General features: G+C 41.4%; 24 protein-coding genes, 1 other RNA gene and 1 pseudogene. 7 read left to right on the forward strand and 19 right to left on the reverse strand.

Translation table 11 applies throughout. The features are described 5' to 3' along the window. Nucleotides 1-9: 9 nt before the first annotated feature. Together E0H80_RS11180 and ssrA are read right to left on the reverse strand one after the other, a co-directional pair. Nucleotides 10-156: pseudogene (locus E0H80_RS11180) on the reverse strand (Arm DNA-binding domain-containing protein); the annotation flags it as partial. Between the two features lie 180 nt (nucleotides 157-336). Next, nucleotides 337-695: a transfer-messenger RNA gene (gene ssrA / locus E0H80_RS11185) on the reverse strand. Between the two features lie 131 nt (nucleotides 696-826). Here ssrA and glpK point away from each other — a divergent pair. Continuing rightward, entirely contained in the window at nucleotides 827-2,311 is a 1,485-nt protein-coding gene (gene glpK / locus E0H80_RS11190; protein ID WP_131365839.1) for a glycerol kinase GlpK, read from the forward strand. A 74-nt stretch (nucleotides 2,312-2,385) separates the two neighbouring features. Here the strand turns inward: glpK and E0H80_RS11195 are convergent, their stop codons facing one another. From E0H80_RS11195 to E0H80_RS11205, 3 genes are all read right to left on the reverse strand, one after another. Then, complete coding sequence (locus E0H80_RS11195; RefSeq protein WP_131365841.1) at nucleotides 2,386-3,921, reverse strand: DHA2 family efflux MFS transporter permease subunit; 1,536 nt, start codon at nucleotides 3,919-3,921, stop codon at nucleotides 2,386-2,388. Nucleotides 3,922-3,927: 6 nt separating this feature from the next. After that, nucleotides 3,928-5,079, reverse strand: coding sequence for an HlyD family efflux transporter periplasmic adaptor subunit (locus E0H80_RS11200; RefSeq protein ID WP_131365843.1), 1,152 nt, complete (start codon nucleotides 5,077-5,079; stop codon nucleotides 3,928-3,930). A 287-nt stretch (nucleotides 5,080-5,366) separates the two neighbouring features. Then, nucleotides 5,367-5,864 (reverse strand): thioesterase family protein, encoded by a 498-nt coding sequence (locus E0H80_RS11205; protein WP_131366033.1) that lies wholly within the window; start codon nucleotides 5,862-5,864, stop codon nucleotides 5,367-5,369. Between the two features lie 106 nt (nucleotides 5,865-5,970). Here E0H80_RS11205 and hemB point away from each other — a divergent pair, with 106 nt between their 5' ends. Continuing rightward, on the forward strand, nucleotides 5,971-6,984 hold the full coding sequence (gene hemB, locus E0H80_RS11210; protein ID WP_131365845.1) for a porphobilinogen synthase: 1,014 nt from the start codon (nucleotides 5,971-5,973) through the stop codon (nucleotides 6,982-6,984). 18 nt (nucleotides 6,985-7,002) lie between these two features. Next, nucleotides 7,003-8,112, forward strand: coding sequence for an NAD(P)/FAD-dependent oxidoreductase (locus E0H80_RS11215; protein ID WP_131365847.1), 1,110 nt, complete (start codon nucleotides 7,003-7,005; stop codon nucleotides 8,110-8,112). Here E0H80_RS11215 and E0H80_RS11220 read toward each other — a convergent pair. The 4 genes from E0H80_RS11220 to E0H80_RS11235 form a co-directional block, all read right to left on the reverse strand. Continuing rightward, the gene (locus E0H80_RS11220; RefSeq protein ID WP_131365849.1) at nucleotides 8,109-9,017 is read right to left on the reverse strand and encodes a TIGR01777 family oxidoreductase; all 909 of its coding nucleotides are present in this window, start codon (nucleotides 9,015-9,017) and stop codon (nucleotides 8,109-8,111) included. The two genes, E0H80_RS11215 and E0H80_RS11220, sit on opposite strands and share 4 nt — an antisense overlap. A 73-nt stretch (nucleotides 9,018-9,090) precedes the next feature. Continuing rightward, on the reverse strand, nucleotides 9,091-9,528 hold the full coding sequence (locus E0H80_RS11225; RefSeq protein WP_213073405.1) for an ABZJ_00895 family protein: 438 nt from the start codon (nucleotides 9,526-9,528) through the stop codon (nucleotides 9,091-9,093). Nucleotides 9,529-9,918: 390 nt separating this feature from the next. Beyond that, the gene (locus E0H80_RS11230; protein WP_131365853.1) at nucleotides 9,919-10,542 is read right to left on the reverse strand and encodes a LysE family translocator; all 624 of its coding nucleotides are present in this window, start codon (nucleotides 10,540-10,542) and stop codon (nucleotides 9,919-9,921) included. A 305-nt stretch (nucleotides 10,543-10,847) separates the two neighbouring features. Beyond that, nucleotides 10,848-11,042, reverse strand: a complete 195-nt coding sequence (locus E0H80_RS11235) for an NF038215 family lipoprotein (RefSeq protein WP_416224590.1) — start codon at nucleotides 11,040-11,042, stop codon at nucleotides 10,848-10,850. Nucleotides 11,043-11,350: 308 nt separating this feature from the next. On the opposite strand from E0H80_RS11235, the gene E0H80_RS11240 reads away from it, so the two are divergent. Together E0H80_RS11240 and E0H80_RS11245 are read left to right on the forward strand one after the other, a co-directional pair. Next, nucleotides 11,351-12,232 carry a 1-aminocyclopropane-1-carboxylate deaminase/D-cysteine desulfhydrase gene (locus E0H80_RS11240; protein ID WP_131365857.1) on the forward strand — a complete coding sequence of 294 codons (882 nt, stop codon included), beginning with the start codon at nucleotides 11,351-11,353 and terminating at the stop codon, nucleotides 12,230-12,232. A 55-nt stretch (nucleotides 12,233-12,287) separates the two neighbouring features. Then, complete coding sequence (locus E0H80_RS11245) at nucleotides 12,288-13,487, forward strand: NAD(P)/FAD-dependent oxidoreductase (protein ID WP_131365859.1); 1,200 nt, start codon at nucleotides 12,288-12,290, stop codon at nucleotides 13,485-13,487. 10 nt (nucleotides 13,488-13,497) lie between these two features. Here E0H80_RS11245 and E0H80_RS16715 read toward each other — a convergent pair whose 3' ends face one another. The 4 genes from E0H80_RS16715 to E0H80_RS11255 all read right to left on the reverse strand — a co-directional run bounded on the left by E0H80_RS16715 (nucleotide 13,498) and on the right by E0H80_RS11255 (nucleotide 16,565). After that, entirely contained in the window at nucleotides 13,498-13,653 is a 156-nt protein-coding gene (locus E0H80_RS16715; protein ID WP_213073406.1) for a hypothetical protein, read from the reverse strand. Nucleotides 13,654-13,789: 136 nt separating this feature from the next. Next, nucleotides 13,790-13,966, reverse strand: a complete 177-nt coding sequence (locus E0H80_RS16645; RefSeq protein ID WP_165494306.1) for a hypothetical protein — start codon at nucleotides 13,964-13,966, stop codon at nucleotides 13,790-13,792. Between the two features lie 74 nt (nucleotides 13,967-14,040). After that, nucleotides 14,041-15,990 (reverse strand): mechanosensitive ion channel, encoded by a 1,950-nt coding sequence (locus tag E0H80_RS11250; RefSeq protein ID WP_131365861.1) that lies wholly within the window; start codon nucleotides 15,988-15,990, stop codon nucleotides 14,041-14,043. A gap of 227 nt (nucleotides 15,991-16,217) precedes the next feature. Next, nucleotides 16,218-16,565: a hypothetical protein gene (locus E0H80_RS11255; protein WP_228259992.1), complete on the reverse strand. Its 348-nt coding sequence runs from the start codon at nucleotides 16,563-16,565 to the stop codon at nucleotides 16,218-16,220. Between the two features lie 823 nt (nucleotides 16,566-17,388). On the opposite strand from E0H80_RS11255, the gene E0H80_RS11260 reads away from it, so the two are divergent. After that, nucleotides 17,389-17,811: a hypothetical protein gene (locus E0H80_RS11260; protein ID WP_131365863.1), complete on the forward strand. Its 423-nt coding sequence runs from the start codon at nucleotides 17,389-17,391 to the stop codon at nucleotides 17,809-17,811. Between the two features lie 232 nt (nucleotides 17,812-18,043). On the opposite strand, the gene E0H80_RS11265 is transcribed toward E0H80_RS11260, so the two are convergent. Further along, a complete protein-coding gene (locus E0H80_RS11265; RefSeq protein ID WP_131365865.1) occupies nucleotides 18,044-18,805 on the reverse strand; it encodes a ferredoxin--NADP reductase in 762 nt (253 codons plus the stop codon). Nucleotides 18,806-18,890: 85 nt separating this feature from the next. On the opposite strand from E0H80_RS11265, the gene gigC reads away from it, so the two are divergent. Next, the gene (gigC, locus tag E0H80_RS11270) at nucleotides 18,891-19,775 is read left to right on the forward strand and encodes a LysR family transcriptional regulator GigC (RefSeq protein WP_067870267.1); all 885 of its coding nucleotides are present in this window, start codon (nucleotides 18,891-18,893) and stop codon (nucleotides 19,773-19,775) included. Between the two features lie 52 nt (nucleotides 19,776-19,827). Here the strand turns inward: gigC and E0H80_RS11275 are convergent, their stop codons facing one another. From E0H80_RS11275 to nuoM, 5 genes are all read right to left on the reverse strand, one after another. Further along, the gene (locus E0H80_RS11275) at nucleotides 19,828-20,556 is read right to left on the reverse strand and encodes a cold shock domain-containing protein (protein WP_131365867.1); all 729 of its coding nucleotides are present in this window, start codon (nucleotides 20,554-20,556) and stop codon (nucleotides 19,828-19,830) included. Nucleotides 20,557-20,668: 112 nt separating this feature from the next. Then, nucleotides 20,669-20,965 carry a cold shock domain-containing protein gene (locus tag E0H80_RS11280; protein WP_067870263.1) on the reverse strand — a complete coding sequence of 99 codons (297 nt, stop codon included), beginning with the start codon at nucleotides 20,963-20,965 and terminating at the stop codon, nucleotides 20,669-20,671. Nucleotides 20,966-21,050: 85 nt separating this feature from the next. Beyond that, the gene (gene upp / locus E0H80_RS11285) at nucleotides 21,051-21,686 is read right to left on the reverse strand and encodes a uracil phosphoribosyltransferase (protein ID WP_131365868.1); all 636 of its coding nucleotides are present in this window, start codon (nucleotides 21,684-21,686) and stop codon (nucleotides 21,051-21,053) included. A gap of 122 nt (nucleotides 21,687-21,808) precedes the next feature. Further along, on the reverse strand, nucleotides 21,809-23,302 hold the full coding sequence (nuoN, locus tag E0H80_RS11290) for an NADH-quinone oxidoreductase subunit NuoN (protein ID WP_131365870.1): 1,494 nt from the start codon (nucleotides 23,300-23,302) through the stop codon (nucleotides 21,809-21,811). Nucleotides 23,303-23,305: 3 nt separating this feature from the next. Next, nucleotides 23,306-24,910: an NADH-quinone oxidoreductase subunit M gene (gene nuoM / locus E0H80_RS11295; protein ID WP_171255434.1), complete on the reverse strand. Its 1,605-nt coding sequence runs from the start codon at nucleotides 24,908-24,910 to the stop codon at nucleotides 23,306-23,308. Between the last annotated feature and the right edge of the window lie 2 nt (nucleotides 24,911-24,912).

Genomic DNA, 24,912 nt, shown 5'->3' on the forward strand with positions numbered 1-24,912 from the left:
CAAAGCCTATCTGAATAGCCATGACTTATTACCATCTAGTTTTACTTTAATATACAGACCATTGCCATCAAGCTCACGATATTCTTTTAGTTCTGCTTCAAGATTGGCAATTACAGTATCAGACAACGGACGGCGTTTTATTTCTGATCTTTTCATTTAACCGTGTATCCCTTGAATTCAATACTTATCAAAGAATACATATGGGGATACATAGAAAGCAATACTATATGCTTTTATGTTTGGTAATAATTAGGCATAAAAAAAGGCTTAACCCCTTTAGGATTAAGCCTTTCAGTTCCTAAACTTGGCATACTTTGCCATGTTTAGGAGGGTATTTGGTGGAGGTGGCGGGAGTTGAACCCGCGTCCGCCAGCATTACGCTCGAGAATACTACATGCTTAGATATCGTCTATTGTTTTAACTCTTTGTGACCCGACGAACAGGGTACAAATCGCGATCCTCTTAGTTTAGTACAAAGCCCCGAGGCTTGACTTTATACGGCCTTGTGTGCGTGCGCTTCAGTCGAACTCTCTAACCACAAGTATTCGGAGAGTTGGACAAGCTGCCCTTAGGCAGCTAGAGCGTATGATTCGTCGTTTGCGACTAAAAAATGCAAATTTGATTAACGAGAGAAAATGCGCTCTCGGCATGCATCTATGAGTTTCATCACCAGCGTCGAAGCCAGAAACACCCCCAAAGTACAAAGAGATCATAGCATAAATGTCAAAAATTACGACCTCTTTTCTAAACATTTACATAACTTGATGCGCTTAATTACATTATTGCGCTAATATTTTACTTTTCAAGCCGATTAAAAGAAAAAATTATGAGCTATTTACTTGCACTCGATCAGGGGACGACATCTAGTCGTGCGATTATTTTTAACGAACATGGGCAAGTGCAGGCAATCGCTCAACGCGAGATCCATATCAAGACGCCACATTCGGGTTGGGTTGAACAAGATGCGCAAGAAATCTGGACCACGCAAATTGCTGTGGTGCAACAAGCGCTGGCCTCTGCTCATATTCTTGCAAAAGACATTAAAGCGATTGGGCTGACCAACCAACGTGAAACCACGGTTGTTTGGGATAAAAGAAATAGCAAGCCACTCGCACCTGCCGTTATTTGGCAAGATCGCCGCGCAACCGAATGGTGTAACCAGCTCACACAACAAAATTTACTCGATAAAATTCAGCATAAAACCGGTTTACGTATAGATCCCTATTTCAGTGCAGGGAAACTGGTATGGTTACTGGAAAATGTAGTTGGCTTACGTGAACTTGCCCAACAAGGCCATGTGGCTTTTGGTACAGTCGATAGCTGGCTCATGTGGAACTTGACCCAAGGTGCCGAACATGTGATTGAAGCCAGTAATGCTTCACGTACCATGTTGATGAACCTGCAAACTCAATCGTGGGATGAAGAACTGCTTGAGCTATTTAATATTCCCCATTCAGTTTTACCCAAAATTATTTCATCCGATAGCTATATTGCTGATACTGCCACCGGTTTACTGGGTGCCAACATCCCGATTACAGGAATTTTAGGCGATCAGCAGTCTGCGCTTTTTGGTCAATCCTGTTTTGATGTAGGTATGGCAAAAAATACCTACGGAACCGGTTGCTTCATGCTCTTTAATACTGGTCATCAAGTTCAATTTAGCCAAAATAAATTACTCAGCACACTTGCCTGGCAATGCCAAAGTCAAACCAGCTATGCACTGGAAGGCAGCGTGTTTATGGCAGGCGCCATTGTGCAATGGCTACGTGATGGTTTGGGCATTATTCAAAACAGCAGCGAAGTTGAAGCACTGGCTTGCCAAGTGAAAGATACTGACGGCGTTGTTCTGGTGCCTGCCTTTACCGGACTTGGCGCGCCACATTGGGACAGTGATGCGCGTGCCCTGCTTTGCGGCATGTCTCGCGGAACCAATAAAGGTCATATCGCACGTGCAGCATTGGAATCGATTGCTTTTCAGGTGTCCGATGTGCTGATGGCTATGCAGGCAGACATTAGCCATCCTTTAAAAGAATTACGCGTAGATGGGGGTGCCAGTCGCAATGATATGCTGATGCAATTCCAGGCGGATATTTTAAATGTTCCGGTCCTGCGTCCTAAAATGCTGGAATCGACTGCATGGGGTGCAGCGGCGATGGCAGGTTTAAAAGCCGGTGTATTTTCCAATCTGTCAGAAATTTCACAATCATGGCAACTGGATCGTGCCTTCGAACCGAATATGAATACAGATCAACGCCAAAGCCGTTTAGCTCAGTGGCAAACCGCTTTAAGACGAACACAATCAGATATATAAGGTGAGCTGCAATATTCTTTGCCATAAAAAAACCACTAAATTCAGCGGTTTTTTTATGGCTTAGGTGAGGAGCATTAATGTGCGTGACCACCGCCCCCCATACCTAATTTGGGTCTTGGTACGAGCCAGACAATTAAAGCCGCAAAAACAAAAACCATCGATAAAATCAAAAATACATGGTTGGCTGATAAAGTTAAAGCTTCCTTATCGACCAGACTTGATATATAGCCCAGTGCCCCTTGTGAACTTACTCCCGTTTGCATTAGGGTATTTTGTACTTCATCCACATGTAAGTTGGAAACCATTTCACTACGTGCAACTTTGGCATGGTCATCCCAAAGCGTAACGGCGATGGAAGCACCGATTGCCCCCGCCATGGTACGCAAGAAATTCATTAAGCCGGCAGCAGATGCCATTTCATGTGGCTGTACCGAAGCCAGTGCCATATTGGACAAAGGAATAAAGAAAAATGGCACAGCAAAGCCTTGCAGAATTTGTGGCCAGGCCAATGCCATAAAATCGGCATCCGTCGTCCAGAAAGCACGCATCAAGGTCACTACCGCCAGAAGGCTCAAACCAAAACTGGCTAAAATCCGTTGGTCATATTTGGTCGCCATTTTTGCCACAATCGGTGACATGAGCAAACTACCAAAGCCCATGGTCGCAGTAAGATAACCGGCCCAAGTGGCGGTATAACCCAAATTGATTTGCACCCATTGCGGAATCAGTACAATACTGGAGAAGAATGCCCCAAAGGCAAAGGCTAAAGACAACACCGAGAAGGTAAAGCCGCGATATCTAAAAATCTGGATATTGACGACGGGATGCTGATCAGTCATTTCCCAGATAATAAACAGAATTAATCCAAATACGGTAATCACGGCCAAGACACAAATAAAGGTACTGTTAAACCAGTCATTTTCATGTCCAAGATCGAGCATCAACTGTAATGCGCCAATCCATAAAATCAGTAAAAACAGTCCAATGGTATCAATTCTGATTTTTGAAATTAATGTTTCCGCAGGTTTTAACAAGCGCAACGCAGCAATCGCACAGAAAATTCCAACTGGAATGTTAATAAAGAAAATCCAGTGCCAGGACAGATTATCACTAATCATCCCACCCAAAATCGGACCAAGAATAGGCCCAACCACAGTGGTCATTGCCCACATTCCCATGGCTTGTGATTGCTTTTCCGGAGGAAAGATACGCATCAACAAGGTTTGACTGAGCGGCATGATCGGCCCACCAAACAGGCCTTGTCCGATTCGGCAAAAGACCAGCATTTCCAGACTGGTGGATAATCCACACAGAACAGAAAAAACCGTAAAGCCAATCAGACTGATCACAAACAGCCGCACCGCACCAAAGCGCCCTGCCAGCCATCCGGTCAGCGGAACACAAATCGCTTCTGCAACCGCATAGGAGGTAATGACCCAAGTCCCCTGAGAACTGGAAACTGCCAGACTGCCGGTGATATGCGGCACGGAGACATTGGCAATGGTCATGTCCAGAACCACCATAAAATTGGCCAAAGCCAACACAAAGGCAGCAAGGATCAGGCGTCCGCCTTTAAGGTCGCCAAATGGTACGTAATTACTATTATTCATAAGCGACTACTTGGAAGCGAGGTTGATTTTCGCTTCCATCGACAAGCCTACACGTAATGGATGTTCAGCCAGTTCTTTAGGATCAAGGGCAATACGCACCGGTAAACGCTGAACCACTTTAATCCAGTTACCTGTCGCATTTTGCGCAGGAATTAAGGCAAATGCTGAACCTGTACCACCGGAAAAGCCAACCACTGTGCCATGAAACTCAACATCATCACCATATAAATCAGAAGTTAGCGTGGCTTTCTGCCCGGGTTGCACTTTTGCCAACTGACTTTCTTTAAAGTTGGCATCGACATACAGTTTATGAATCGGTACCAGCATCATTAACACGGTGCCTGCAGCTATACGCTGCCCCACCTGAATATTACGGCGGGTGATTACGCCGTCAAACGGCGCTTTAATTTCAGTACGTTCTAAATCCAGCAATGCCTGTTTCAGTTTTGCCTGAGCAATGAGCACATCCGGAGTCGACGTTTCATTACTGCCACGAATCAGCGCTTCATTTGCAGCCAAAGTGCTTTGTGCCGCTTTTTGACTGGATTGCGCCTGAGCCAAGCCGGCTTTAGCCAAATCCAAACCGGCTTGAGCATTGTTCACGGCACTTTGTGCAGTGCTGAGTTCTTCTTTGGAAATTGCACCTGATGCACTTAATTTACTACGACGCGCCAAATCATCCTGCGCCTTATTAAATTCAGCCTGTGCTTTAGCCACCTGTGCTTCTGCACTATGAATACCATCATCACTGACAAATACTTGTGAATTTAATGCACTGCTATTGGCTTGGGTCTGCTTGTATTGACGTTTTGCTTTCACCAATTCAGCTTGCGCCTGTGCAACCGCAATTTCTGCATCACGATTGTCCACCCGAACCAAGATATCGCCCTGTTTAACCTGCTGCGTGTCGCTGACCAGAACTTGCCCAACCTGACCATTTACCATTGAGGTAATCGAAGCGGTTTCTGCACCCACATAGGCATTATCGGTAGTGACTGAATGATTTAAAAATAATGCCCAGATTGCATATAAAATCACTGCAATGATAAAGATCACCGCGACAATGCTTAAGGCTTTCTTGCGTTTTGCTTTTGCAGCAGGGTCCGAAACTTCTTTGTCTGGCTGTGTTTCTGGCAGGGTATTTTGCGCATCTGTCATCGATTATTCCTAAATCCAGCAGACTTGGTCATTACACATCATATATGTCGTTCTGATTGATCTGAAACGAGCAGCTATACAAGACAAATAAATGTCATGAGATGGTGTCGATGAGAAAGTCATTTCTTGTTTAATATTGATAATATATTTTAATGACAAAAAATCATGATGCGATAATAAAATATAACTCATCAGTTTTTAAAAATGATTTCGGCACTGAATTTTCATTCAATGCCGAATATTTAATTCACTTCTTTGCAGTTTAAATTACCAAGCTTAAACCGAACTTAATAAGTATAAGAAGCAATTGCAGTGGCAATCGGCTTGTCTTCATCATTAATCAAAGTCATGCGCATGGTGCAGCCCTTGCGTCCTAAACGTAAGGTTTCAGCTCGGGCAATAAAATACTTTCCACGGCCTGGGGCCAAGTAATCGACCCGCATATCAACAGTTGCCAAACGCGTCACCTTTTTAATGGTATCCGGCAAGTCATTCGCTTCTGCTTTTTTATATAACTCGCCCATTGCCACAATGCCACCAATACTATCCAGAATCGTTGCTGCCACACCGCCGTGTAAAATTTGAAAGGCGACATTGCCAATCATGAAAGGCTGCATTTCAATATAGGCTTCAATTTGTTTATCTACGACACGCATAACCATCTCGTTATGTTTGAAGTAAGGAGAACTATTGAATGCATGACACAACTGCTTCAGGACCACATCAATATCCACTTTCGTGCCTAAATGTATGTTGCCGGTCCAATTTTTCTCTACTTGCGTCATAGTCTGCCCGAATACCTTAATTTGAGAAATAGCTATCAACTTTTGCCCCAAAATTTGATTCTAGGGCTACAATAGCCATAGTTTAATACTGATCATTGAGATTGTTATGACTTATACGTTCAATCGCCCTGCATTTCCTGCCACTCGTATGCGCCGAATTCGAAAAAATGACAAATTACGGTCTATGGTAAGTGAAACCCAGTTGACGACGGATCATCTCATTTACCCAGTATTCGTACTTCCGGGGCAAAACCAGACCCAAGATATTCCAAGTATGCCGAAGGTTCAGCGACTTTCTGCTGACCTGCTGTTAAAAAAATCAGAACGCCTGCTTGAATTGGGAGTTTCTAAACTCGCTTTATTCCCGGTAACACCACAAGAAGACAAAAGCTTAACTGCTGAAGCCGCCTGGCATGAAGATGGCTTGGTTCAAAACACCATTCGCCTGCTGAAAAAAGAATTGCCGGAAATGGTGCTGATTACTGACGGTGCGCTTGACCCTTATACCACGCACGGTCAAGACGGCATTATTGATGACACCGGTTATGTTTTAAATGATGAAACGGTTGAATGTCTGATTAAACAGGCTTTAAGCCATGCCGAAGCCGGTGCGGATGTGGTTGCACCCAGTGACATGATGGATGGCCGTATTGGTGCGATTCGTAATGCACTTGAAACAAATGGTCATATCTACACCAGTATCATGGCGTACTCGGCCAAATATGCATCTAGCTTCTACGGCCCTTTCCGTGATGCGGTGGGTTCATCAAGCAATCTTAAAGGTGGCAACAAATACAATTACCAGATGGATATCGGCAACCGCGCTGAAGCCTTGCATGAAATTGCACTGGATATTCAGGAAGGCGCAGACATGGTGATTGTGAAACCGGGTATGCCTTATCTCGATATCGTGCGTGAAGTGAAAGATACTTTTGGTGTACCCACTTTCGTTTATCAAGTCAGCGGTGAATACGCAATGCTGGCCGGTGCCATTCAAAATGGCTGGTTATCAGATGATGTAATTATTGAATCGCTGATGAGTTGCCGCCGTGCCGGTGCCGATGGCATCTGGACTTACTTCGCTGAAGAAGCTGCGCTTAAACTGAAAAACATGAACTAAGGATTAGTGACGCCAGCGATGAAAATTGCCATTATTGGAGCAGGTATTAGCGGTCTACTGTCCGCTTTAGAGCTTGTGGAACAAGGATGTTCCGTCATTATTTTCGATCAGCAGGAAGCGGGAAAAGCGGCTTCCTGGGCCGGTGGCGGTATTCTCTCGCCCATGTATCCCTGGCGCTATCCACGCGCCGTGAATCAATTGGCGCAATATGGAAAATCACTGTATTTAGAATGGAATAAGAAATTAGAACCGGTCACGGGGATTGATTTTGAAATCCATCATACTGGCATGCTTATTTTAGATGAAAGTGATTTTGACATCGGACAGCGTTATGCCCAGCAGTTTGATGAACCGATGCAGCAATGCCAGCTTCTCCAACAGCCGCAACTGCAGCAGATCAATCCGCATATTTCAGCGCAATTTAGTCAAGCGCTGTATTTTTCACAGCTGTCTAATATCCGTAATCCACGGCTGCTCAAGTCTATTATCGGCTATTTAAAACAACATCCGCGCGTACAGTTCTATGAAAATACCTGGGTGGATCATTTTCATATTCAGCAACAGCGTGTCTCCTCTGTTCAGACCCAATCCGGTCAACAGATTCAGGCCGACCAGATTATCATTGCTACCGGTGCATGGTCCGCGCACTGGTCGCAACAATTGAATATGACTATTCCGGTTAACCCGGTTCAGGGCCAAATGTTGCTGTTTAAAACCCCTGAACAGTGGTTACCGACCATCTGTATGAATAAAGTAATGTACCTGATTCCGCGTCAGGACGGACATGTGGTCTGTGGTTCCAGTATGGATGAGCTGGGGTTTGAACATCGGCCCAATATGCAAACCCAACAGCATATTTATAAAGCCTGTCTGGAGATGGTGCCGGAACTTGAACAGTTTCCGATTGTGAAACAGTGGGCAGGACTCCGACCAAGCTCACCTACGGGTGTGCCTTATATCGGGAAAATGCCGGGTTTTGATAACCTGTGGGCCAATTTTGGACATTTCCGTAATGGCCTCTGTATGGGGCCTGCCTCGGCACGTTTATTAAGACAGCTCATGCTTGAGCAACCTACATTTGTAGACCCAACTGCGTTTAGTACGCAGAGATTAAAATCTGAAATTTAACCATTCGCTAAAATATCGGCCAAAGCCAGTTTTAACGTGGGATATTTAAACTCAAAACCGGCATCTAAGAGTGCTTTCGGTTGTACATATTGACCGTTTAAAACCAATTGCGATTGTTCACCCAGCATCCTCTTCAACACAAAAGCCGGTAAACAGAATAAAGGTTTACGATGCAGTTGCAGTGCAGCGGTTTGGGCAAACTGACCTTGGGTCATTTTTTCTGGACAGACCACATTAAAAATTTGTGAGCCGGTTTCTTTTGACATGAGAAATTCAATCGCGCGCAATACATCTTGAACATGCACCCACACCACGGGTTGCCGCCCATGTCCGATACGCCCCACCATATTTAGTTTAATCGGCAACAGCATGCGTGGAAGAATGCCCCCCTTCTTGGCCAACACAATTCCGAAGCGCACGATTTTAGTGTTTTGTTGCTGAAAACTGAGTGCCGCCTGTTCCCATAACTGACACAGTTCCGACATAAAAATAGATTGTGGTGCAGACTGTTCAGTACAAATTTCTGACCATTGTTCGGTCGGATCAATACCGTAATAGCCCACTGCAGAACCGGAGATAATACGTTTCGGGAAAATCTGTCTTTTTTCTAAATATCGGTACAGCTGATGGGTCATTTCAACCCGACTGGCAATGAGTTGCTGCTTTCGTGTGGCTGTCCAACGCGCCTGGCCAATATTTTCACCAGCTAGGTTAATCACATAATCAATGCGATCGGTTTTAAGCTGATCAAGACTCTGAACCCAAGTGAGATCGGGATGATGGGAAATTTTGTTTTTCTGACGTGTCAGCCCAAACACCGCATAATCACGCGCCAATAAATAAGGCAGTAGATGCGAACCAATAAAACCGCTTGCACCTGTCACCAGTACGTTTTCTTTTAGCATTCGACCACCTCATTTTATTATTCCTATCTAGTAAGATAGGCTTATTTTTAATTCAAGCGTATCGCAATTTATCTTAGCCAAACATTTTTTTCGCCATACGCTCAGCCTGTTTGCCATAAAACCAAAAGCTGATGAGATAAAATGGAATCATGAAAATGAGTAAGCGTGAGATAAGCATCAATTGAAACTCACTTTGCGAGACAAAGTTCAGCCATAATTCAAAGATACCGGGTTGTCTAAAATTAAAGATCAACGGCCCAAAAATAGCAAACACATAGTTATATAAAAAGAAAATAAAAACAAAAATTAAGCTGAATCTGTTGCGTTCCATTTTTGTCGGCGCGCGCTGTTCATTACGAATAAATTTAAACAACACCAAAACAATCGCAATCAGATAAGGAAATGCTGTTAAGACTTGTCCTACTATATTCGGTAAAAAACCCGCAACAATCCCTGCAAGCATAGTAAATAGAACTAAATATATAAAAAACCTTAAGAAATATTTACTCATTAGATTATTTTGACGACCGAATTTACAATAAGAACTCTTATTATAAAAAAAAATGAGTTTTTTTTCATTTTATTGTCAACCAATCTGTAAACCTCGGCGTTATATAGGGTAAGAAGTTCATAAACCCGTTAATTTGTACCGGCATCCACAATATTTTCGGTGAACTTTTCCTAAAGCAATAAACTTAGTTTCAAGTTTTAGTACGGAACAGCAGCCCAAGCTAAAACTTGCGACAGATTTTTTTGACCGACGATTTCATCATCACTCGAATCGTCGGTCTTTTATTTTCTACTGTATATTTTTATCTTAGATATCGCTTAGCTAAGCTAAAAACCTGATGCTTCACAACCCTACAACAATAATAAAATGATTTCATTCATAATGAGCAAATTACTTCATTCCAAATATGAGTTTCAAACCAAGTAAAGTCATCACCCCACCTGCAATACGGTCAAATACAGCCTTAAATTTTAAATAAACTTTTCGTGGACCTTCAGCTGACAAAGCGACTGCCACCAATGAATACCAGCCTGCATCAATAAAAAAACACAGCCCCGGCAAAACCACATAAAAATAAGCAGGAATATCTTGGGGTAAAAGTGCCGTAAAAATACTGGCCAAAATAATCGCAATTTTGGGATTGCTCATTTGCGTGATTAAACCCAAACGATAGGCCTGTTTATAACTCATCGGTTGAACTGAGGTATCTGCTGAATCCATAGGTTCTTTGGCATGCTTAATAATTTTAAAAGCCAACCACAACAGATATATCCCGCCACAGATTTTTAAAATTAAATAGGCAGATGGCACAGCGAGTAAAACAGCTTGTAAACCCATCACAGCAAGTAAGCCAAATATCGCTGCACCGGTCCCTGTACCCAAAGCAGTAAATAGACCATGCTTACGTGAAATCGCAATTGAATTTTTAGCCACATAAATAAATGTTGGCCCTGGGCTAATTGCGCCCAACATTAAAGCCAAAGTAATTGAGCCTAATATCAATAACGATTCCAATGCTTTTTACCTTAAATCATGCGAGAAATTTGTTGGCCAATTCTACGTGGTTTAGATTCTTATTACCCTAACAATTTTATATTTGCGATTGATTCTATAATCAAATTTTAGACAGATCCAAAATACAAACTCTAATTTGATTCAATTTTTATCTAGGCTACAGCTTAGAAGCATTAGATAAATATATAATATTTTTTATTTTTTATTTTTTAAGCATTTAAACAGTAAACTGTGTTCATAAAATAAAGGCATCTAATTCAAATTTTGATAAATATAACCTAGATGCCTACTTATTTTCTAATCCTTTACTGTTGAGCCACTGGCTTATTTTCGCGAGCGTTAAGTTGTGAGAGACGGTAGTCTTGGTCATAAACTGGCATACCGCCAATAATCATAGTTCGAACTTGGGTTTTCGGCTTGTTATATTCATCTTTTGCCTCACATGCTGCTAGCAACAAGAGCAAGCAAACTGATATACCTATGGATAGATTTTTCATCATGTATCCTCTTTTTCATAGTTATTATGTTTTCTAGCTTAGCATCAATGTATATTTTTTAATCATGTTTTTTGTTTTTAAAATTCAATTGGTTCAGATATTTTTACTAATAAGCATAGACGGAAAATCGACCATTTCTATAAATATTGCTTCAAAGTTTATTTCAATCAACGTAGTTGTAAAATTAACTGGCTTTCCCCCATCCAGCGCTGTAGCAATCTGCGTAGATCCACCCTCTCAAGCAAATAATATGACTCTAGATAAAAATATTTTGCGTACAATACAGTTAAATATTCAGGAATCGTGATGAAATGTTTGATCAGATTGCACAGTCAGTGGCCTACCAGAAACTTAATCTTGATAGTCCAGTCACGGTGACTGTGAAACGATTAGACCAAATTCATCCGCAAATTTCTGGCAATAAATTTTTTAAACTAAAATACAATTTTCTTAAAGCTCAACAACAAGGTTTAAATAAAGTCCTGACCTTTGGCGGAGCTTATTCCAATCATATTGCGGCAACAGCATATGCAGCGCATCTGTTTGGCTTCAAAAGCATAGGTATCATTCGTGGTGAGGAACTGGCAATTAGCCCCTTAAATTCCACTTTAGCCACGGCGCAACAATTTGGTATGCAACTGCATTTTGTTTCGCGTGAACAGTATCGACAAAAAGATCGACCTGAATACATTACTGAATTAAAAAAGCAATTTCCTGACTATTTCCTTATTCCTGAAGGCGGCACCAATCCGCTTGCGATTCAAGGCTGCAAGGAAATTTTAACTGCCGAAGACCGGAAAAATTATGATGTGATCTGTTGTGGCGTTGGTACCGGTGGCACCATTGCCGGAATTATTGAAGCCAGTACTGCCCATCAAAGCATTCTTGGATTTTCAGCCCTCAAAGGTGATTTTCTGCGGCGCGATATACAACAATGGACATCAAAGAAAAACTGGCAAATGACCGATGCTTATTGCTGTGGAGGTTATGCCAAAACCACGCCTGAACTTTTACACTTCATGCAGTCGTTTGAGGCCGAGTACAATATTCCTCTAGAGCAGGTCTATACCGCTAAAATGATGATCGGCGTGTTTGATTTAATTGAACAAAATTACTTCCCTAAAGACACACGGATTTTGGTTATTCACACTGGCGGCTTGCAAGGTCGTTTGCCTCGCCAAGATCAATCCTGAAATTGAGTGCAAAATTGTCTATAATGCCCTGTTTTTATCTCCCGTGAGTTGTCCCATGTCTACAAATCAGTACGATGTCATTGTTTTAGGTGCAGGTGCATCAGGTCTGATGTTGGCATATATGGCGGCGCAACGTGGTCGTAAAGTTTTGGTACTGGAAAAAGCCAACAAAGTGGGTAAAAAAATTCTGATGTCAGGTGGTGGTAAATGTAACTTCACCAATCTGTATGTCGAACCTGAAAATTTCATTTCACATAATCCGCACTTCGTGATTTCAGCTTTGACCCGCTATACCAACTGGGACTTTATTGGCTTGGTGTGCGAACACGGGATTGAATATGAAGAGCGCAAACACGGTCAGTTATTTACATTAAACGGCGCCAAAGAAATTTTAGCCATGTTATTGGCGGAATGCGATAAAACAGGGTTGGTGGAGATTAAAACCAGCTGTGAAGTGAAAGCGGTTAGGGCTGTGGATGAACAAGGTTTTCAAGTTGCTACTTCAACCGGTTATTTTCAAGCTGAATCAGTTGTTGTGGCAACGGGTGGTTTATCTGTGCCGACCTTGGGTGGTTCAGGAATTGGGTATGAAATTGCTAAACAGTTTGGGCACCATGTTTACCCTACCCGTGCAGGTTTAGTGCCTTTTACTTTTTCCGATCAATTCAAGGAAGTCACCACTCGTTTAAGCGGAAATGCAGTGGATGCGACACTCTCCAATGATTTAAATAGTTTTACTGAAGCTCTGCTGTTTACCCATCGTGGTTTAAGTGGGCCAAGTTCGCTGCAACTATCTAATTATTGGGATGTCGGTCAACGCTTTAATATTAACTTCCTGCCTTATATCGACCTCATTGATTTCTTTAAATCAAAAAAAACCAGTCAACCAAAAGTCTTACTTCGGACTTTGTTAAGTGAGTATCTTCCGAAAAGTGTGGTACTGGAATTACAAACACTCATCTGGGCTGAATCGGCAGATATGGCGATTGGTAATTTGAGTGATGATAAAATAGAACAAATTGCTCAGCGCTTACATGCTTTTGAAGTTAAACCTTCAGGAACGGAAGGTTATCGTACTGCAGAAGTGACTTTAGGCGGTATAGATACCACAGAAGTTTCATCCAAGACGATGGAAAGTAAAAAGCAAAAAGGCATTTATTTTGTCGGCGAAGTCCTCGATGTATCGGGTCATTTAGGCGGTTTTAATTTTCAATGGGCATGGGCGTCTGCACATGCCGCATCGCAATATGTTTAAAAAATACAGCTTATTCTAAATAATCGCTCTGTAATAAACCCACAGGTTTAGCCTGCTGCAAACGAGCAATTGTGACATCCATTTTCGCAATTGCTTGTACATCAGATGAGGTTTCATTAACATTCAACATAGTAGAAAGTGACTTAAAAATTTTACTCAATAACATCATTATTTCCTTTATTATTACTATTCATACATCCTCGTATGACTCTCCCTATTTCATTTACATTCACCTAAATGCTTATATTCTATGAAATAGCTATTTTATAAATAGCATAAAAAACCAAGAAAAACGATTATTTTTAGCTATTATCATTTTCTCTTTCTTGTGATTTATCTACCGAATAATCACCTTTTCCCTGTTCATCTGCTTGCTTGACTTTAGCAAATACAAACCTATAAGCACTGATAAAAAAGCCTGCGGTAATTCCTGCAATCACAATCGGTGCGATAAATTTATTTGGTTCTTTTTTTGACATCATGATTTCCTTTTAATTCTTAAATTAAAAAATCGACCACATCATTGTGGTCGATTTCATCTCAACTGAATCGATTACTTATGGTCATCCTTAGGATTGAGATTATTTGGGTTTTTGTCCGTATGAATATCAACTTTTGGTTCTTCTTCACCCGTTGACCCAAATGGATTATTTTTTGGCGGCTGTTGAGGATCAATGCGTATAGAATCTGGAACTGCCTGATCTGTACTCGTTATATCATCCTGAGGTGCAGTCGTAAGTGACGCAGGTGTCGGATTAGACAAATTGTTTTGTACTTGAGAACTATCCCCGTCTTGATTGGATAATGGGAATCGACTCTCTGTCGCAGGTTTTGTCAGATCTGAGGTTGCCAAAGGTGTGCTTCCTCCATTCACTCCCCATTCAGAAGATTTATCAACTGAAGGTTCAAACCCTTTATCTACGCCACCATGCGCAGTAAATTCTTGCGCAGCATGGGCCGAGATTGAATCTGAACCATTGGTTGCGGTCATGAGATCGGAATTGTCCTGATGTAAAGGATTAGGTTCCTTGGCATCTTTCTTACATTTATCAATTAAATCTGTTAACACGCGTTCGGCTGGCTGGCGACCGCCTAAACCGAAGGCCAGCGCAAATGCCACTGCAACTGCGCCCAAAGTTAATCCAAAGGCAAGATTCACAATAGAGTCGGCAATACCCATGGCACGTAGACCCATGGCAATCACTAAGCCCATAATCAGAATACGTACCAGATTTGCCAACCAGCGTGAACTATTATATTCACCACGTCCAATCACTTTCGCTACAATATTTGCCAGCCAGAAGCCGATCATCAAGATGACAGCACCGAGTAAAATATTGGCACCGAACTGGATAAACATCGAAATCAGTCCACTGACCTGTTCAAATCCAAGTCGGTTTGCAGCTTCCGATACTGCAAATAGCATGGTAAAGAAGACAATCATGTATCCCACAATTGTCGATACTTTGGTCGTTCCCAAAAAGCGTTGTGCATCCATTTTGGCAGGTAATTCATCAACCCCTGTCCCGGCTAATACTTCAACTACCAAATTAGCCACGAAGCGCGAGACTACATAAGCCAAAATCAGAATTAGACCGGCCGCAATAATATGCGGAATGGCATTCATAATTTCATACAGCATTGCAGTTGCGGGCTGTGAAATTGCAGTAATACCCAAGGCTTCAAATGCAATAATTAGGGAAGTAATAATAATGACAGCGAAAACAAAAGAACCCAATACTTTGGGCAAATTAGAATTCTTTAAGAAACCAATTTTTTGTGTTTCATGCTGTAAATTTAAACTGCCGACCAAACCTTCAATAATACCGCGTACAATTTTCGCCAGAATATAACCGACAAACACAATAACAACGGCAATAAAGATATTAGGTAAGTAAGAAACAACTTCACTGACCATATTTTGTATTGGGAATAACAGACCGTTCAGACCTAAAATAGACAATACAATTGGAAGGAATAACAATAAAATGAGCCAATAGACAATATCACTAATATTTTTACTGATTGGGCTCACGCCGACATCGGCACTCAGTTTTTCATCGAGCTGAGTACGGTCCAGCATTTTTTGCATGCCAGCTCTAACCAAGGTGGCTAGAATCCAGCCAATAAAGCCAACCGCCACGGCAGCTAGAAGTTGTGGAATAAACAACAGGAATTGCTGAATCATATTGCTAAATGGTCCACTCACACTGGTGAGATTGAGCACATTTAATGCACCGATGATCGCAATGATCATCACGATCCAGAACACGATGCGAGATACAATACTTTCAATATTTGCGCGATGTCCGGTGGTACTTGAAAGTCTTTGATTTGTTCCTAGTTTTTCTAAAACTTTTTTAATCCCTGCTGCAATAATAAGAGCAAGAATCCAACCAATCAATAAAATAGCGACAGCAGCTAGAATAGGATGAAATTGATTCCAATAATACATGGCATCAAATCCTCTCCCTCTAGGGCCTCCAGAAAAATATTCATTCATATTGTGATTTCCTCTTGTTATTACTTATTGAAGTCGAAGGCGTAGGAATTGCACTGTTATTTGAGTGTCTTATACCTAATATTATGAGGTTGAAAATAACCTTAAATTTTGCGTGTTTTTTATTCAATACAAATCAGCATAAATACAACAAAAGCGCACATTACATTGCAAAAAAGCCCTAATCTTTGCAGATTAAGGCTTTAAAATTATTACAATAAAGTTTTGTATTAATTACCGTTACTTCGTCCAGCCCCCACATTGTCAGCAGCATTCTTAATTGCATCACTTTCACCGGCTTCCGTTGCAGTATCTACATTCGTGGGTACTGCCTTATCAGTTGCGGTCGCTGTTCCACTAGTTGGGGTTGTATTGTTCGCTGTAGCGGGTTCAGCTGAAGGATTAGGATGTCCAGGAGGCGCATCGTTCGCATCTGGCTTGGTATCGGCAAACATATAAGCCAGTAAGGCAATAAAAAACACACCCACAAGAATTAAAATATAAACAGGCAGACGCTTTTTCTGATTCTTTTCTTCCGGGGTGGTTACATGAGGCGGTTTATTAAAATCATGTGGCATATATTTCTCTGCTTTATCTTGTTTTCATATTTTTATACTAGCAATATCCACAGTTTAGTTATGTGTAAAAGCATAGTGAGATGGTGAATACATGTAAACTTAGCTTAAATGTTGTCACATTAAAAATATGTTTTAGCTGAGAGGAAATAGTGGTCTCAACCATCATTTCATGCTCATTTTTAAGCTGCAGGCCTGAAAACTGCGGTTGGCGAGATTGTCTCATCAATGCCATTCAACGCTCAGTCGCCAGCCATTCAGATAAACCAGCAGGAGGTACAGTGCAAATGCAATTGCGTTTGGCATCCCCCATTATCCTATTTTGAATTAGTGAGAATACTGGCAGAAATATAGTGTAAATCTGAGGTTGTAATCGGATTGGAATCGTTCTTTCAAATGTCTGGTGTTACAAAATTGAGTGATCACCCTTCCTTATTTTCGCGACTAAAATTAAATCCTAATTGCACATCATCTTGCTCACCGCAGCCATCATTTTTGGCAAAAGCAGCCAACCGACTGCGATTTTTTAATTGATCTAGAACAAAATAATTTTCTGTTAGGTTTCCCATTATCGGGGGCATTTTTTATTACCGTTTTAATGTCTGACATAGCTACCTGTTATTCTGTTTTTTGAAATAAAAAGATTTACGTCTACCTCCTATCCATTTTAAAATTTGGTCATAAAGCGGTTTAAGTTATTGAGGGTAAAAATAAATAATTATAATTTTTATCTTTAATCTTAAATAAAGATGAATCTGGGTCTAGGTGATGAAATAGCTAAAATGAGCTATAATTATCCACCTTGTTTTTCATGCTGCTTAACTTTATGGCGTATCGTCAGAAATCTGTAACGCTTGATTTGGACACTGATGTCACTCATCAATGTTGCTTGCATTACACTCGTGATGAACATCTCATTGGGATTATTGAATTCAATAAACCCAGTTACGTGATTAAATGGGGTGATCTGGAATATTTCCGTCGTCGTACCGAAGAGTTTTCAGTGATGCCCTTCCCTGAATGTATCAATGCAATGGTGATTGATATTCGTAATATCGCACCCTTTTTAGACAATGAAGTGCCGATTATTCCTTGGCGTTTATTGGAAGAAGAATGCCCAATTCGTTTGGTGGTTCCACAGGATCGTCTTGAACATTATGCTGGAATTTTCGAACCAACCTGGCTTACAGCGGACGTTGAAACCGCGATCCAAGAAATTCGTGAATACATTGATATGTTTGTACATTAATAATAAGAAAATTTGATTTAAATCTCCCTCATTCAAGAGGGATTTTTTATAGTTTGTTTAGCTCATATTTTATAAAGAAATGGCTTTATTCCTTCTCCTTTTAGCAGATGAGAAATATTTTCCGCAAGAGAGAAGGTCTTTTTGTAAGTATCTCACTTTTATCAAACAGGGATAAAATATCTAAATCCCTGCCACCCTCACTTTTTTTAAAGGGAACAGCACTGAAAAGCTATTACCAATAATTCTCGACTGCTATATTTCCTTCACCGCGGCGGTTCATCTTTAAACCACGTGCCTTTAACGCTTCTTTGGTATCTTCTACCATTTTCGGATTGCCACAGAGCATCACATGACTGGTTTCAACATTAAATTCTAAATCAACTGCTTTTTCTAACTCACCATTTTCGATCAATACAGGCAAGCGATCATGTAAGGCTGCATTGGGATCACGGGTGATAATCGGCATGAATTTAAATCCGCTATGCCCTTCACCAAAAGTTTCTGCAATTTCTTGAATACGCTCAACATATGCCAGTTCAGATTCTGTTCTTACGCTATAGACTAAGTGAATATTTTTATATTTAGACCATGTTTCAAAGTCTTGCAGCATGGATAAAAAAGGCGCCAAGCCGGTTCCTGTTGCCAACAACCACAAATCTTGAGGTAAAGGCAATTGATAACGTGCCAGCGTTAAAAAACCATAGGGTGTTTTTTCTAGGTACAGTTCATCGCCAACTTTTAAATGTTGCAGGTTAGAGGTGAATGCACCGTCGGGAACCACAATTGAAAAGAATTCCAAGGTTTCATCAAAAGGTGACGACACCACAGAATAAGCGCGAACAACCAGTTCATCTCCCACTTTTAAACCAATACGCGCGAATTGCCCTGCGGTAAATTTAAAATGCGCAGGCCGTGTCAGGGTAAAACTGAATAAGGCATTGGTCCAACGGTGTACAGATAAGACTTTTTCTAAGCTAAATTTTTCAATTGACATGATTTCAACGTGGCATGAAAGACTGTGCTCATGGTAGCATGACCACATAATTTATTAATATTTTTTAAATGTTAAGGCTCTATTCATGCGCATGACTTTACGCCAGTTGGCTGTTTTTGTAGCAGTCGCCCAAGAAGGCACAGTAACCAAAGCCAGTGATGCCGTAAAACTCACCCAAAGTGCTGCAAGTATGGCTTTAGCAGACTTAGAAGATGGCTTAGGTGCTCCGCTGTTCGACCGGTTGGGTAAACGTCTACAATTAAATGATTTAGGTCGTTATCTGCTGCCCCAGGCATTAGAAATTTTAGGTCGTTGTGATGCATTTGAACAGGCTGCGAAAGGCGAACTTCAAAGTATTGACTTGCGCTTAGGCGCAACGTTGACCATCAGTGACTATCTGATTCCAGACCTGATGGCAGATTTTTTACAGATTCAACCGCAGGCACATTTACAACTTCAAGTGGGCAATACCCGTCAAATGATTGAAGCTGTGAATCAGTTTCAGCTTGATTTGGCTTTAATTGAAGGTTCATGTCACCTACCCCAGTTGCAATGTATTCCTTGGCGGGATGACGAACTGGCAGTATGTTGTTCACCCAATCATGCACTCGCGCAACTTGAACGTGCATTAACCCCTGCTGACTTTGAGGCGGCAGGCGTGGAATGGATTTTACGTGAAGAAGGTTCAGGTACACGTGAAGTCTTTGATAATGCAATTCTTAAAGATTTACCCGATGCCAATATTCGTCTGACCCTTGGTCATAATGAGGCGATCCTTAAAATTGTGGCGGGCGGTATTGGGATGTCATGCATTTCTAAGCTTGCTATTGAACCTTTACTTGAAAAAGGTCAATTGGTCATTTTAGAAACTCCGTTCTGGCAACTCACCCGTCCATTGTTCATGTTGGTCCATCGCCAAAAGTATCAAGGACCGGGTTTAAAAGCCTTTATAAAATTCTGCGAAGAATAAAAAATTCAATTAAAAAAGCGCCTAAAGGCGCTTTTTTAATTATTTAAAATTATTAGTGATGACCAAATTGATCCTCCCAAGGAATACCATCATGATCTCCATCCATTTTGGTATTGGGGCAATTTTTAATAAAGAAGACAGCTTCTTCATATGAATGCATCTGACTACAATGTTCTCGCCCATCACATTTAAATGGTGAAGTTGTCCCTTGAGCTGGAGTCGTTGTTGCTGCAACATTTATTACTTCAGTTCTCAAGGATTGATTAGATATGTTATCTAGATTCTTTTGTCCTTGTTCTGAAAGTATTCGATCTGGCAATTTTCCCAAAGCTTTGCGCTGCTGCTCGACAATCTGGCTCTGTTCCTGCATTAACTGTTGGGTTTTCAATTGCTGGGTCTGTCTATAAGATTGATATTTGTTATAAACCAATACGGCCAGCACAGCGATAATAATCAGTCCAATAATGGTAAAAATATGTCCTTTGCGACTACGATCATTAAACCGTGGCGAAGTACTGTGATTTTTATAAGAATGTTGTTGTGACTGCGACTCTAAAGCTGCTGTGTTGTGCTTTAAATCCAAGCGAACAATCTGATCGGCTTTGAATTTACCGTTATCTTCGACTATTCGAAACTTCAACTTTTCCCCTATTTTAGGTTCGACACTTTTATTGGGGAAATCCTTGATATGAAAAAATAAATCTTTCGACTCACCCTCCCTGCTAATAAATCCGAAGCCACGCTCTACGATATAGCTTTTAACTCTCCCCTCAACAAACATAAGTCACTCTTATTGTTTAAATCCTATGCCGAGAATTGTAATAAAAAAAAGCGCCTTTAGGCGCTTTTTAATCATCTAAATAAAAACAATTAGATGACCAAAACTTATTCAATCAACGTTTAAAGTTTGATAACAAAGCTGTTGAAATGGCTTCATTGTGTTCCAATATTTTTTTCTGTTTGGTTTTAGCTGGATTTGGATCAACACGCTCAATATGTGTTGCTTTCAGCTTCTCGCCATTTTCTTCAAGCACAAATTTTACTTTTTCATTGCGTTTTGGCTCAACCTCTGTGGCGGTGGCAAAATCTGAGATATGGAAAAATATATCTTCGCCTGCCATCGAAATAAAACCGAATCCTTTTTCAGGATTGTATTTGAATACTTTGCCGAATCTATATTCTAATTTCATGAACTTTACTCTAATCTGTAAACGCTATTACTACAGTATATAAAAAAGAGGCTGTAAAAGCCCCCTTTCTGATCAAATTGAAAAATTAGTCTTTTTGAACTGAACCAAAAATTTTATCGCCTGCATCGCCAAGACCAGGAACAATATAACCATTTTCATTCAAACCATCATCAATCGATGCAGTAAAAATGATCACATCAGGATGAGCCGTTTCAACACGTTTAATCCCTTCAGGGGCCGCAACCAGAACCATGACACGAATATCTTTACAGCCGCTTGCTTTCAATACATCAATCGCTGCAACCAGGGATGAACCTGTGGCTAACATTGGATCGATAATCATCGCAAGACGGTTTTGAACGTCAGGTACCAATTTTTTATAGTAAGTGCGTGCTTCTAAAGTTTTTTCATCTCGTTCCAAACCTAGAACCGATACTTTGGCACTTGGAATAAGATTTAAGAAACCATCCAACATGCCAATACCAGCACGTAAAATTGGCACAACGGTAATTTTTTTACCCACAATACGATCTACTGTGACCTTGCCATTCCAGCCATCAACTTCCTCGTCACATACCGGCAAATCTTTAGTGGCTTCATAAGTCAGCAGCATGGTAACTTCTTGTGCTAACTCACGGAAATTTTTTGTACTAATATCTGCACGGCGTAGCAAACCAAGTTTATGTCGAATGAGCGGATGACGGATTTCATGAATAGCCACGGGAGGACACCTAAAAGATGAGATAAAATTTCACCTATTATAAATGTTTTTTATACCTCTTATAAACAAAAAAGCCCCCTAATCTAGGAGGCTTTTTGTTTAAAACTAATCGTTTTTTTAGATTACTGCTGAGAAAGCATGAAATGCAGTGGAGATAAAATCTCTGCTTGCAATGCCATCTTGATAATTGGGTCTGGATAAACACCAATCACCAATACCGCTAATGCCGCAGCAAGTACCATAAGACCACCGACTTTTTGACCCCAATGTTTATCAGCATCAATACGTGGGGTATCTGGAGGTGTCATGTACATCACCACCATCACACGGAGGTAATAATACAAACCAATACCAGAACCTACGATGATCATTGCAGCAAGGAACCAATGTTGCGTTGTAACCGCAGCCATGATCACCAAGAACTTACCAATAAAGCCCGCAGTCAGTGGAATACCTGCAAGAGACAGCATCATGACAGTCAAAGCTGCTGTCAGTACCGGACGACGCCAAAACAGACCACGGTAATCCGCCAAACTTTCTGCTTCATTGTCGTTGTTGTACGGGCTCGACATTAACGCAACCACACCGAACGCCCCAATCGTTGTTAACACATAAGTGATCACATAAACCGTTACGTTACCTAGGCTTGCGTAAGTCATGCTGACTAAACCAATCAGCAAATAACCAAAGTGTGCAATTGAAGAGTAACCCAAGATACGTTTCAAGTTGACTTGACGTACAGCAAGGAAGTTACCCACCAAGATTGAAAGCACCGCAATAATCGTGATGATGGTTACGATTGAATCAATCAGGATTGCACCTGAAGTCAATAAATAGCGTACGAACAAACCAATGGTTGCAATTTTTGCAACAGTCGCAAGGAATGTAGCGATTGGCGCTGGTGCACCTGCATAAACGTCCGGTGTCCATTTGTGGAACGGAGCAAGAGACAATTTAAATGCAACCGCACAGATAATTAGGCCTAGACCTAAAACCACCATCGGTTGCTGGATCGCTTGCATTAACGCTTGAACATTGTCATAGAAAGATAATGAACCGGTATATGCATAGATATACGCCATGCCCATCAACAACATTGCAGAAGCAGTTGCTGAAAGAACCAGATATTTAATACCCGCTTCCAAAGAGCGTGAACGCTGATGCGTATATGCCAGCAGACCGTATACAGGAATCGACATCAACTCAAGGCTAATGAAGAAAGATGCATAGTGAGAGCTTGCCACCATGAGCATGGCACCCGCAACCGAGCACAACATCAAGATATACAGTTCTTCACGGTTATCTTGGTAGTTTTCAATATAAGCGTGTGACAAGGTACAGCAAGCAAGTGCCGCCACAATAATCAGCAATTGATAAAGCATGCTAAATGGATCAACCATAAACATGTTCATCACGTTCGATGGTGCAAATGCGCCACCAAACATCGCGAATAAAATATATAGCGCAGCTAGGTTTAAGCCTACTACAGACGTTGTCGCAATTAAATTATGATTACGTTTAATTGCGATGAGAAGCATCACAACGATCGCAGTTAAAGCCACGATCATCACAGGAGCTAATGGCATGAGCTCAGAAAATGACATTGTGAAGTTCATGGCTTATTGGATCTCCACATTTTGCTGTGATACGACCTGTTGAGTCGCATCGACAACGTCTTGAACTGGGATATAGCTGTTTGCTAACCACGCCATGCTTGAATTTGAAATATCAAGGAAGCTTTGTGGGTAGATACCAAGCCATAATAAAGCAACGGCACAGACCAACAGAATAACAATCTCACGCGCATTTAAGTCTTTCAGCGGGTTGGTATAATGTTGTTTTTGCTCTTCGTTTGGCGTACCAAACATTGCTTTGTGGATAAGGATTAAGCCATAAAGACCTGCCAGCACCAAGCTGATTGCTGCCAAAATGGTAAAGGTTGGGAATTTTTGGAATGAACCCATCAAAATCAGGAATTCACCAATAAAGTTACCTAGACCCGGAATACCCACAAGGGCCGCAACAAAGAACATCAAGAAAAATGGCAGGTATTGGAACTGACCGCGGATACCGCCCATTTTACGTAAGTCCCGTGTATGTAAACGCTCATACACCTGACCACACATAATGAACAATGCCGCAGATGAAATACCATGTGCCAGCATCATGATCATCAGACCCTGGAAGGTCAAAATGTTACCTGCATAGATTGCAAGGAGCACAAAGCCCATATGCGAAATAGACGTATAAGCCAGTAAACGTTTCATATCGGTTTGCTGGAAAGCACACCAGGCGCCGTAGAACACACCAAGTAAACCGAAGATGATTGCGATGTCTGCAAACTGTGCAGAAGCCGCCGGAAAGAATGGAATAACGAAACGCAGTAAACCGTATGCTGCTGTCTTAATCAAGATACCGGCCAAGTCGACAGAACCTGCTGTCGGTGCTTGAGCATGCGCATCGGGTAACCAGCCGTGCAATGGGAACACTGGAAGTTTTACAGCGAAACCAATGAACATACACAGCATCAAGGCATAAGCCACTGATGGTAACTGTGCATCAAGCGTATTCGCCACACCTAGCAAGTAGTTGTAATCGAATCCGATCATGCCTGTCATCATGTAACCGTAAACCACAAGGCCTAGGATACCGATGAGCATGATCAAACCTGCGACTTGGGTATAGATGAAGAACTTGGTCGCTGCATATACACGTGATTTGTTGTCCGCGCCTTTATGACCCCATAACGCAATCAGGAAGTAGATTGGTACAAGCATCATCTCCCAGAAGAAGAAGAACAGGAACAGGTCAATCGCGATGAATACACCGATTACCCCACCCAAAGACCATAAAAGGTTTAAGTGGAAGAAGCCAACGTTCTTTTGAATTTCACCCCATGAACATCCAACTGCAAGTACACCAAGTAATGCAGTCAAGCCCACCATAAGAAGTGAAAGACCATCCACCGCCAAGTGAATGTTGATGCCGAGGGTTTGAATCCAAGGCAGCATGAATTCAGCCGCCCAAGTCGGAACTTTAGCACCTAATTCATAGCTATATGTGCCCGATTGCCAAAGCACAACCGTTAAACCCAAGGTTACCAACATACCGATTAAGGCAATATAACGTGGCAATTTGTCATCGAACTTGTCGACTAACCAACAAATAAAACCTGCAATGAACGGTACAAGGATCAGCGCGGGTAAAATCCAGTTGTTTGTGATTT

The organism is Acinetobacter sp. ANC 4779, assembly GCF_004331055.1.
GTDB lineage: Bacteria > Pseudomonadota > Gammaproteobacteria > Pseudomonadales > Moraxellaceae > Acinetobacter.

Excerpts from the sequence above, each read along its gene's own strand:
- glpK (WP_131365839.1), top strand. The coding sequence starts at position 827 with ATGAGCTATTTACTTGCACTCGATCAGGGGACGACATCTAGTCGTGCG.
- E0H80_RS11195 (WP_131365841.1), bottom strand. The coding sequence starts at position 3,921 with ATGAATAATAGTAATTACGTACCATTTGGCGACCTTAAAGGCGGACGC.
- E0H80_RS11200 (WP_131365843.1), bottom strand. The coding sequence starts at position 5,079 with ATGACAGATGCGCAAAATACCCTGCCAGAAACACAGCCAGACAAAGAA.
- E0H80_RS11205 (WP_131366033.1), bottom strand. The coding sequence starts at position 5,864 with ATGACGCAAGTAGAGAAAAATTGGACCGGCAACATACATTTAGGCACG.
- hemB (WP_131365845.1), top strand. The coding sequence starts at position 5,971 with ATGACTTATACGTTCAATCGCCCTGCATTTCCTGCCACTCGTATGCGC.
- E0H80_RS11215 (WP_131365847.1), top strand. The coding sequence starts at position 7,003 with ATGAAAATTGCCATTATTGGAGCAGGTATTAGCGGTCTACTGTCCGCT.
- E0H80_RS11220 (WP_131365849.1), bottom strand. The coding sequence starts at position 9,017 with ATGCTAAAAGAAAACGTACTGGTGACAGGTGCAAGCGGTTTTATTGGT.
- E0H80_RS11225 (WP_213073405.1), bottom strand. The coding sequence starts at position 9,528 with ATGAGTAAATATTTCTTAAGGTTTTTTATATATTTAGTTCTATTTACT.
- E0H80_RS11235 (WP_416224590.1), bottom strand. The coding sequence starts at position 11,042 with ATGATGAAAAATCTATCCATAGGTATATCAGTTTGCTTGCTCTTGTTG.
- E0H80_RS11240 (WP_131365857.1), top strand. The coding sequence starts at position 11,351 with ATGTTTGATCAGATTGCACAGTCAGTGGCCTACCAGAAACTTAATCTT.
- E0H80_RS11245 (WP_131365859.1), top strand. The coding sequence starts at position 12,288 with ATGTCTACAAATCAGTACGATGTCATTGTTTTAGGTGCAGGTGCATCA.
- E0H80_RS16715 (WP_213073406.1), bottom strand. The coding sequence starts at position 13,653 with ATGTTATTGAGTAAAATTTTTAAGTCACTTTCTACTATGTTGAATGTT.
- E0H80_RS16645 (WP_165494306.1), bottom strand. The coding sequence starts at position 13,966 with ATGTCAAAAAAAGAACCAAATAAATTTATCGCACCGATTGTGATTGCA.
- E0H80_RS11250 (WP_131365861.1), bottom strand. The coding sequence starts at position 15,990 with ATGAATGAATATTTTTCTGGAGGCCCTAGAGGGAGAGGATTTGATGCC.
- E0H80_RS11255 (WP_228259992.1), bottom strand. The coding sequence starts at position 16,565 with ATGCCACATGATTTTAATAAACCGCCTCATGTAACCACCCCGGAAGAA.
- E0H80_RS11260 (WP_131365863.1), top strand. The coding sequence starts at position 17,389 with ATGGCGTATCGTCAGAAATCTGTAACGCTTGATTTGGACACTGATGTC.
- E0H80_RS11265 (WP_131365865.1), bottom strand. The coding sequence starts at position 18,805 with ATGTCAATTGAAAAATTTAGCTTAGAAAAAGTCTTATCTGTACACCGT.
- gigC (WP_067870267.1), top strand. The coding sequence starts at position 18,891 with ATGCGCATGACTTTACGCCAGTTGGCTGTTTTTGTAGCAGTCGCCCAA.
- E0H80_RS11275 (WP_131365867.1), bottom strand. The coding sequence starts at position 20,556 with ATGTTTGTTGAGGGGAGAGTTAAAAGCTATATCGTAGAGCGTGGCTTC.
- E0H80_RS11280 (WP_067870263.1), bottom strand. The coding sequence starts at position 20,965 with ATGAAATTAGAATATAGATTCGGCAAAGTATTCAAATACAATCCTGAA.
- nuoN (WP_131365870.1), bottom strand. The coding sequence starts at position 23,302 with ATGAACTTCACAATGTCATTTTCTGAGCTCATGCCATTAGCTCCTGTG.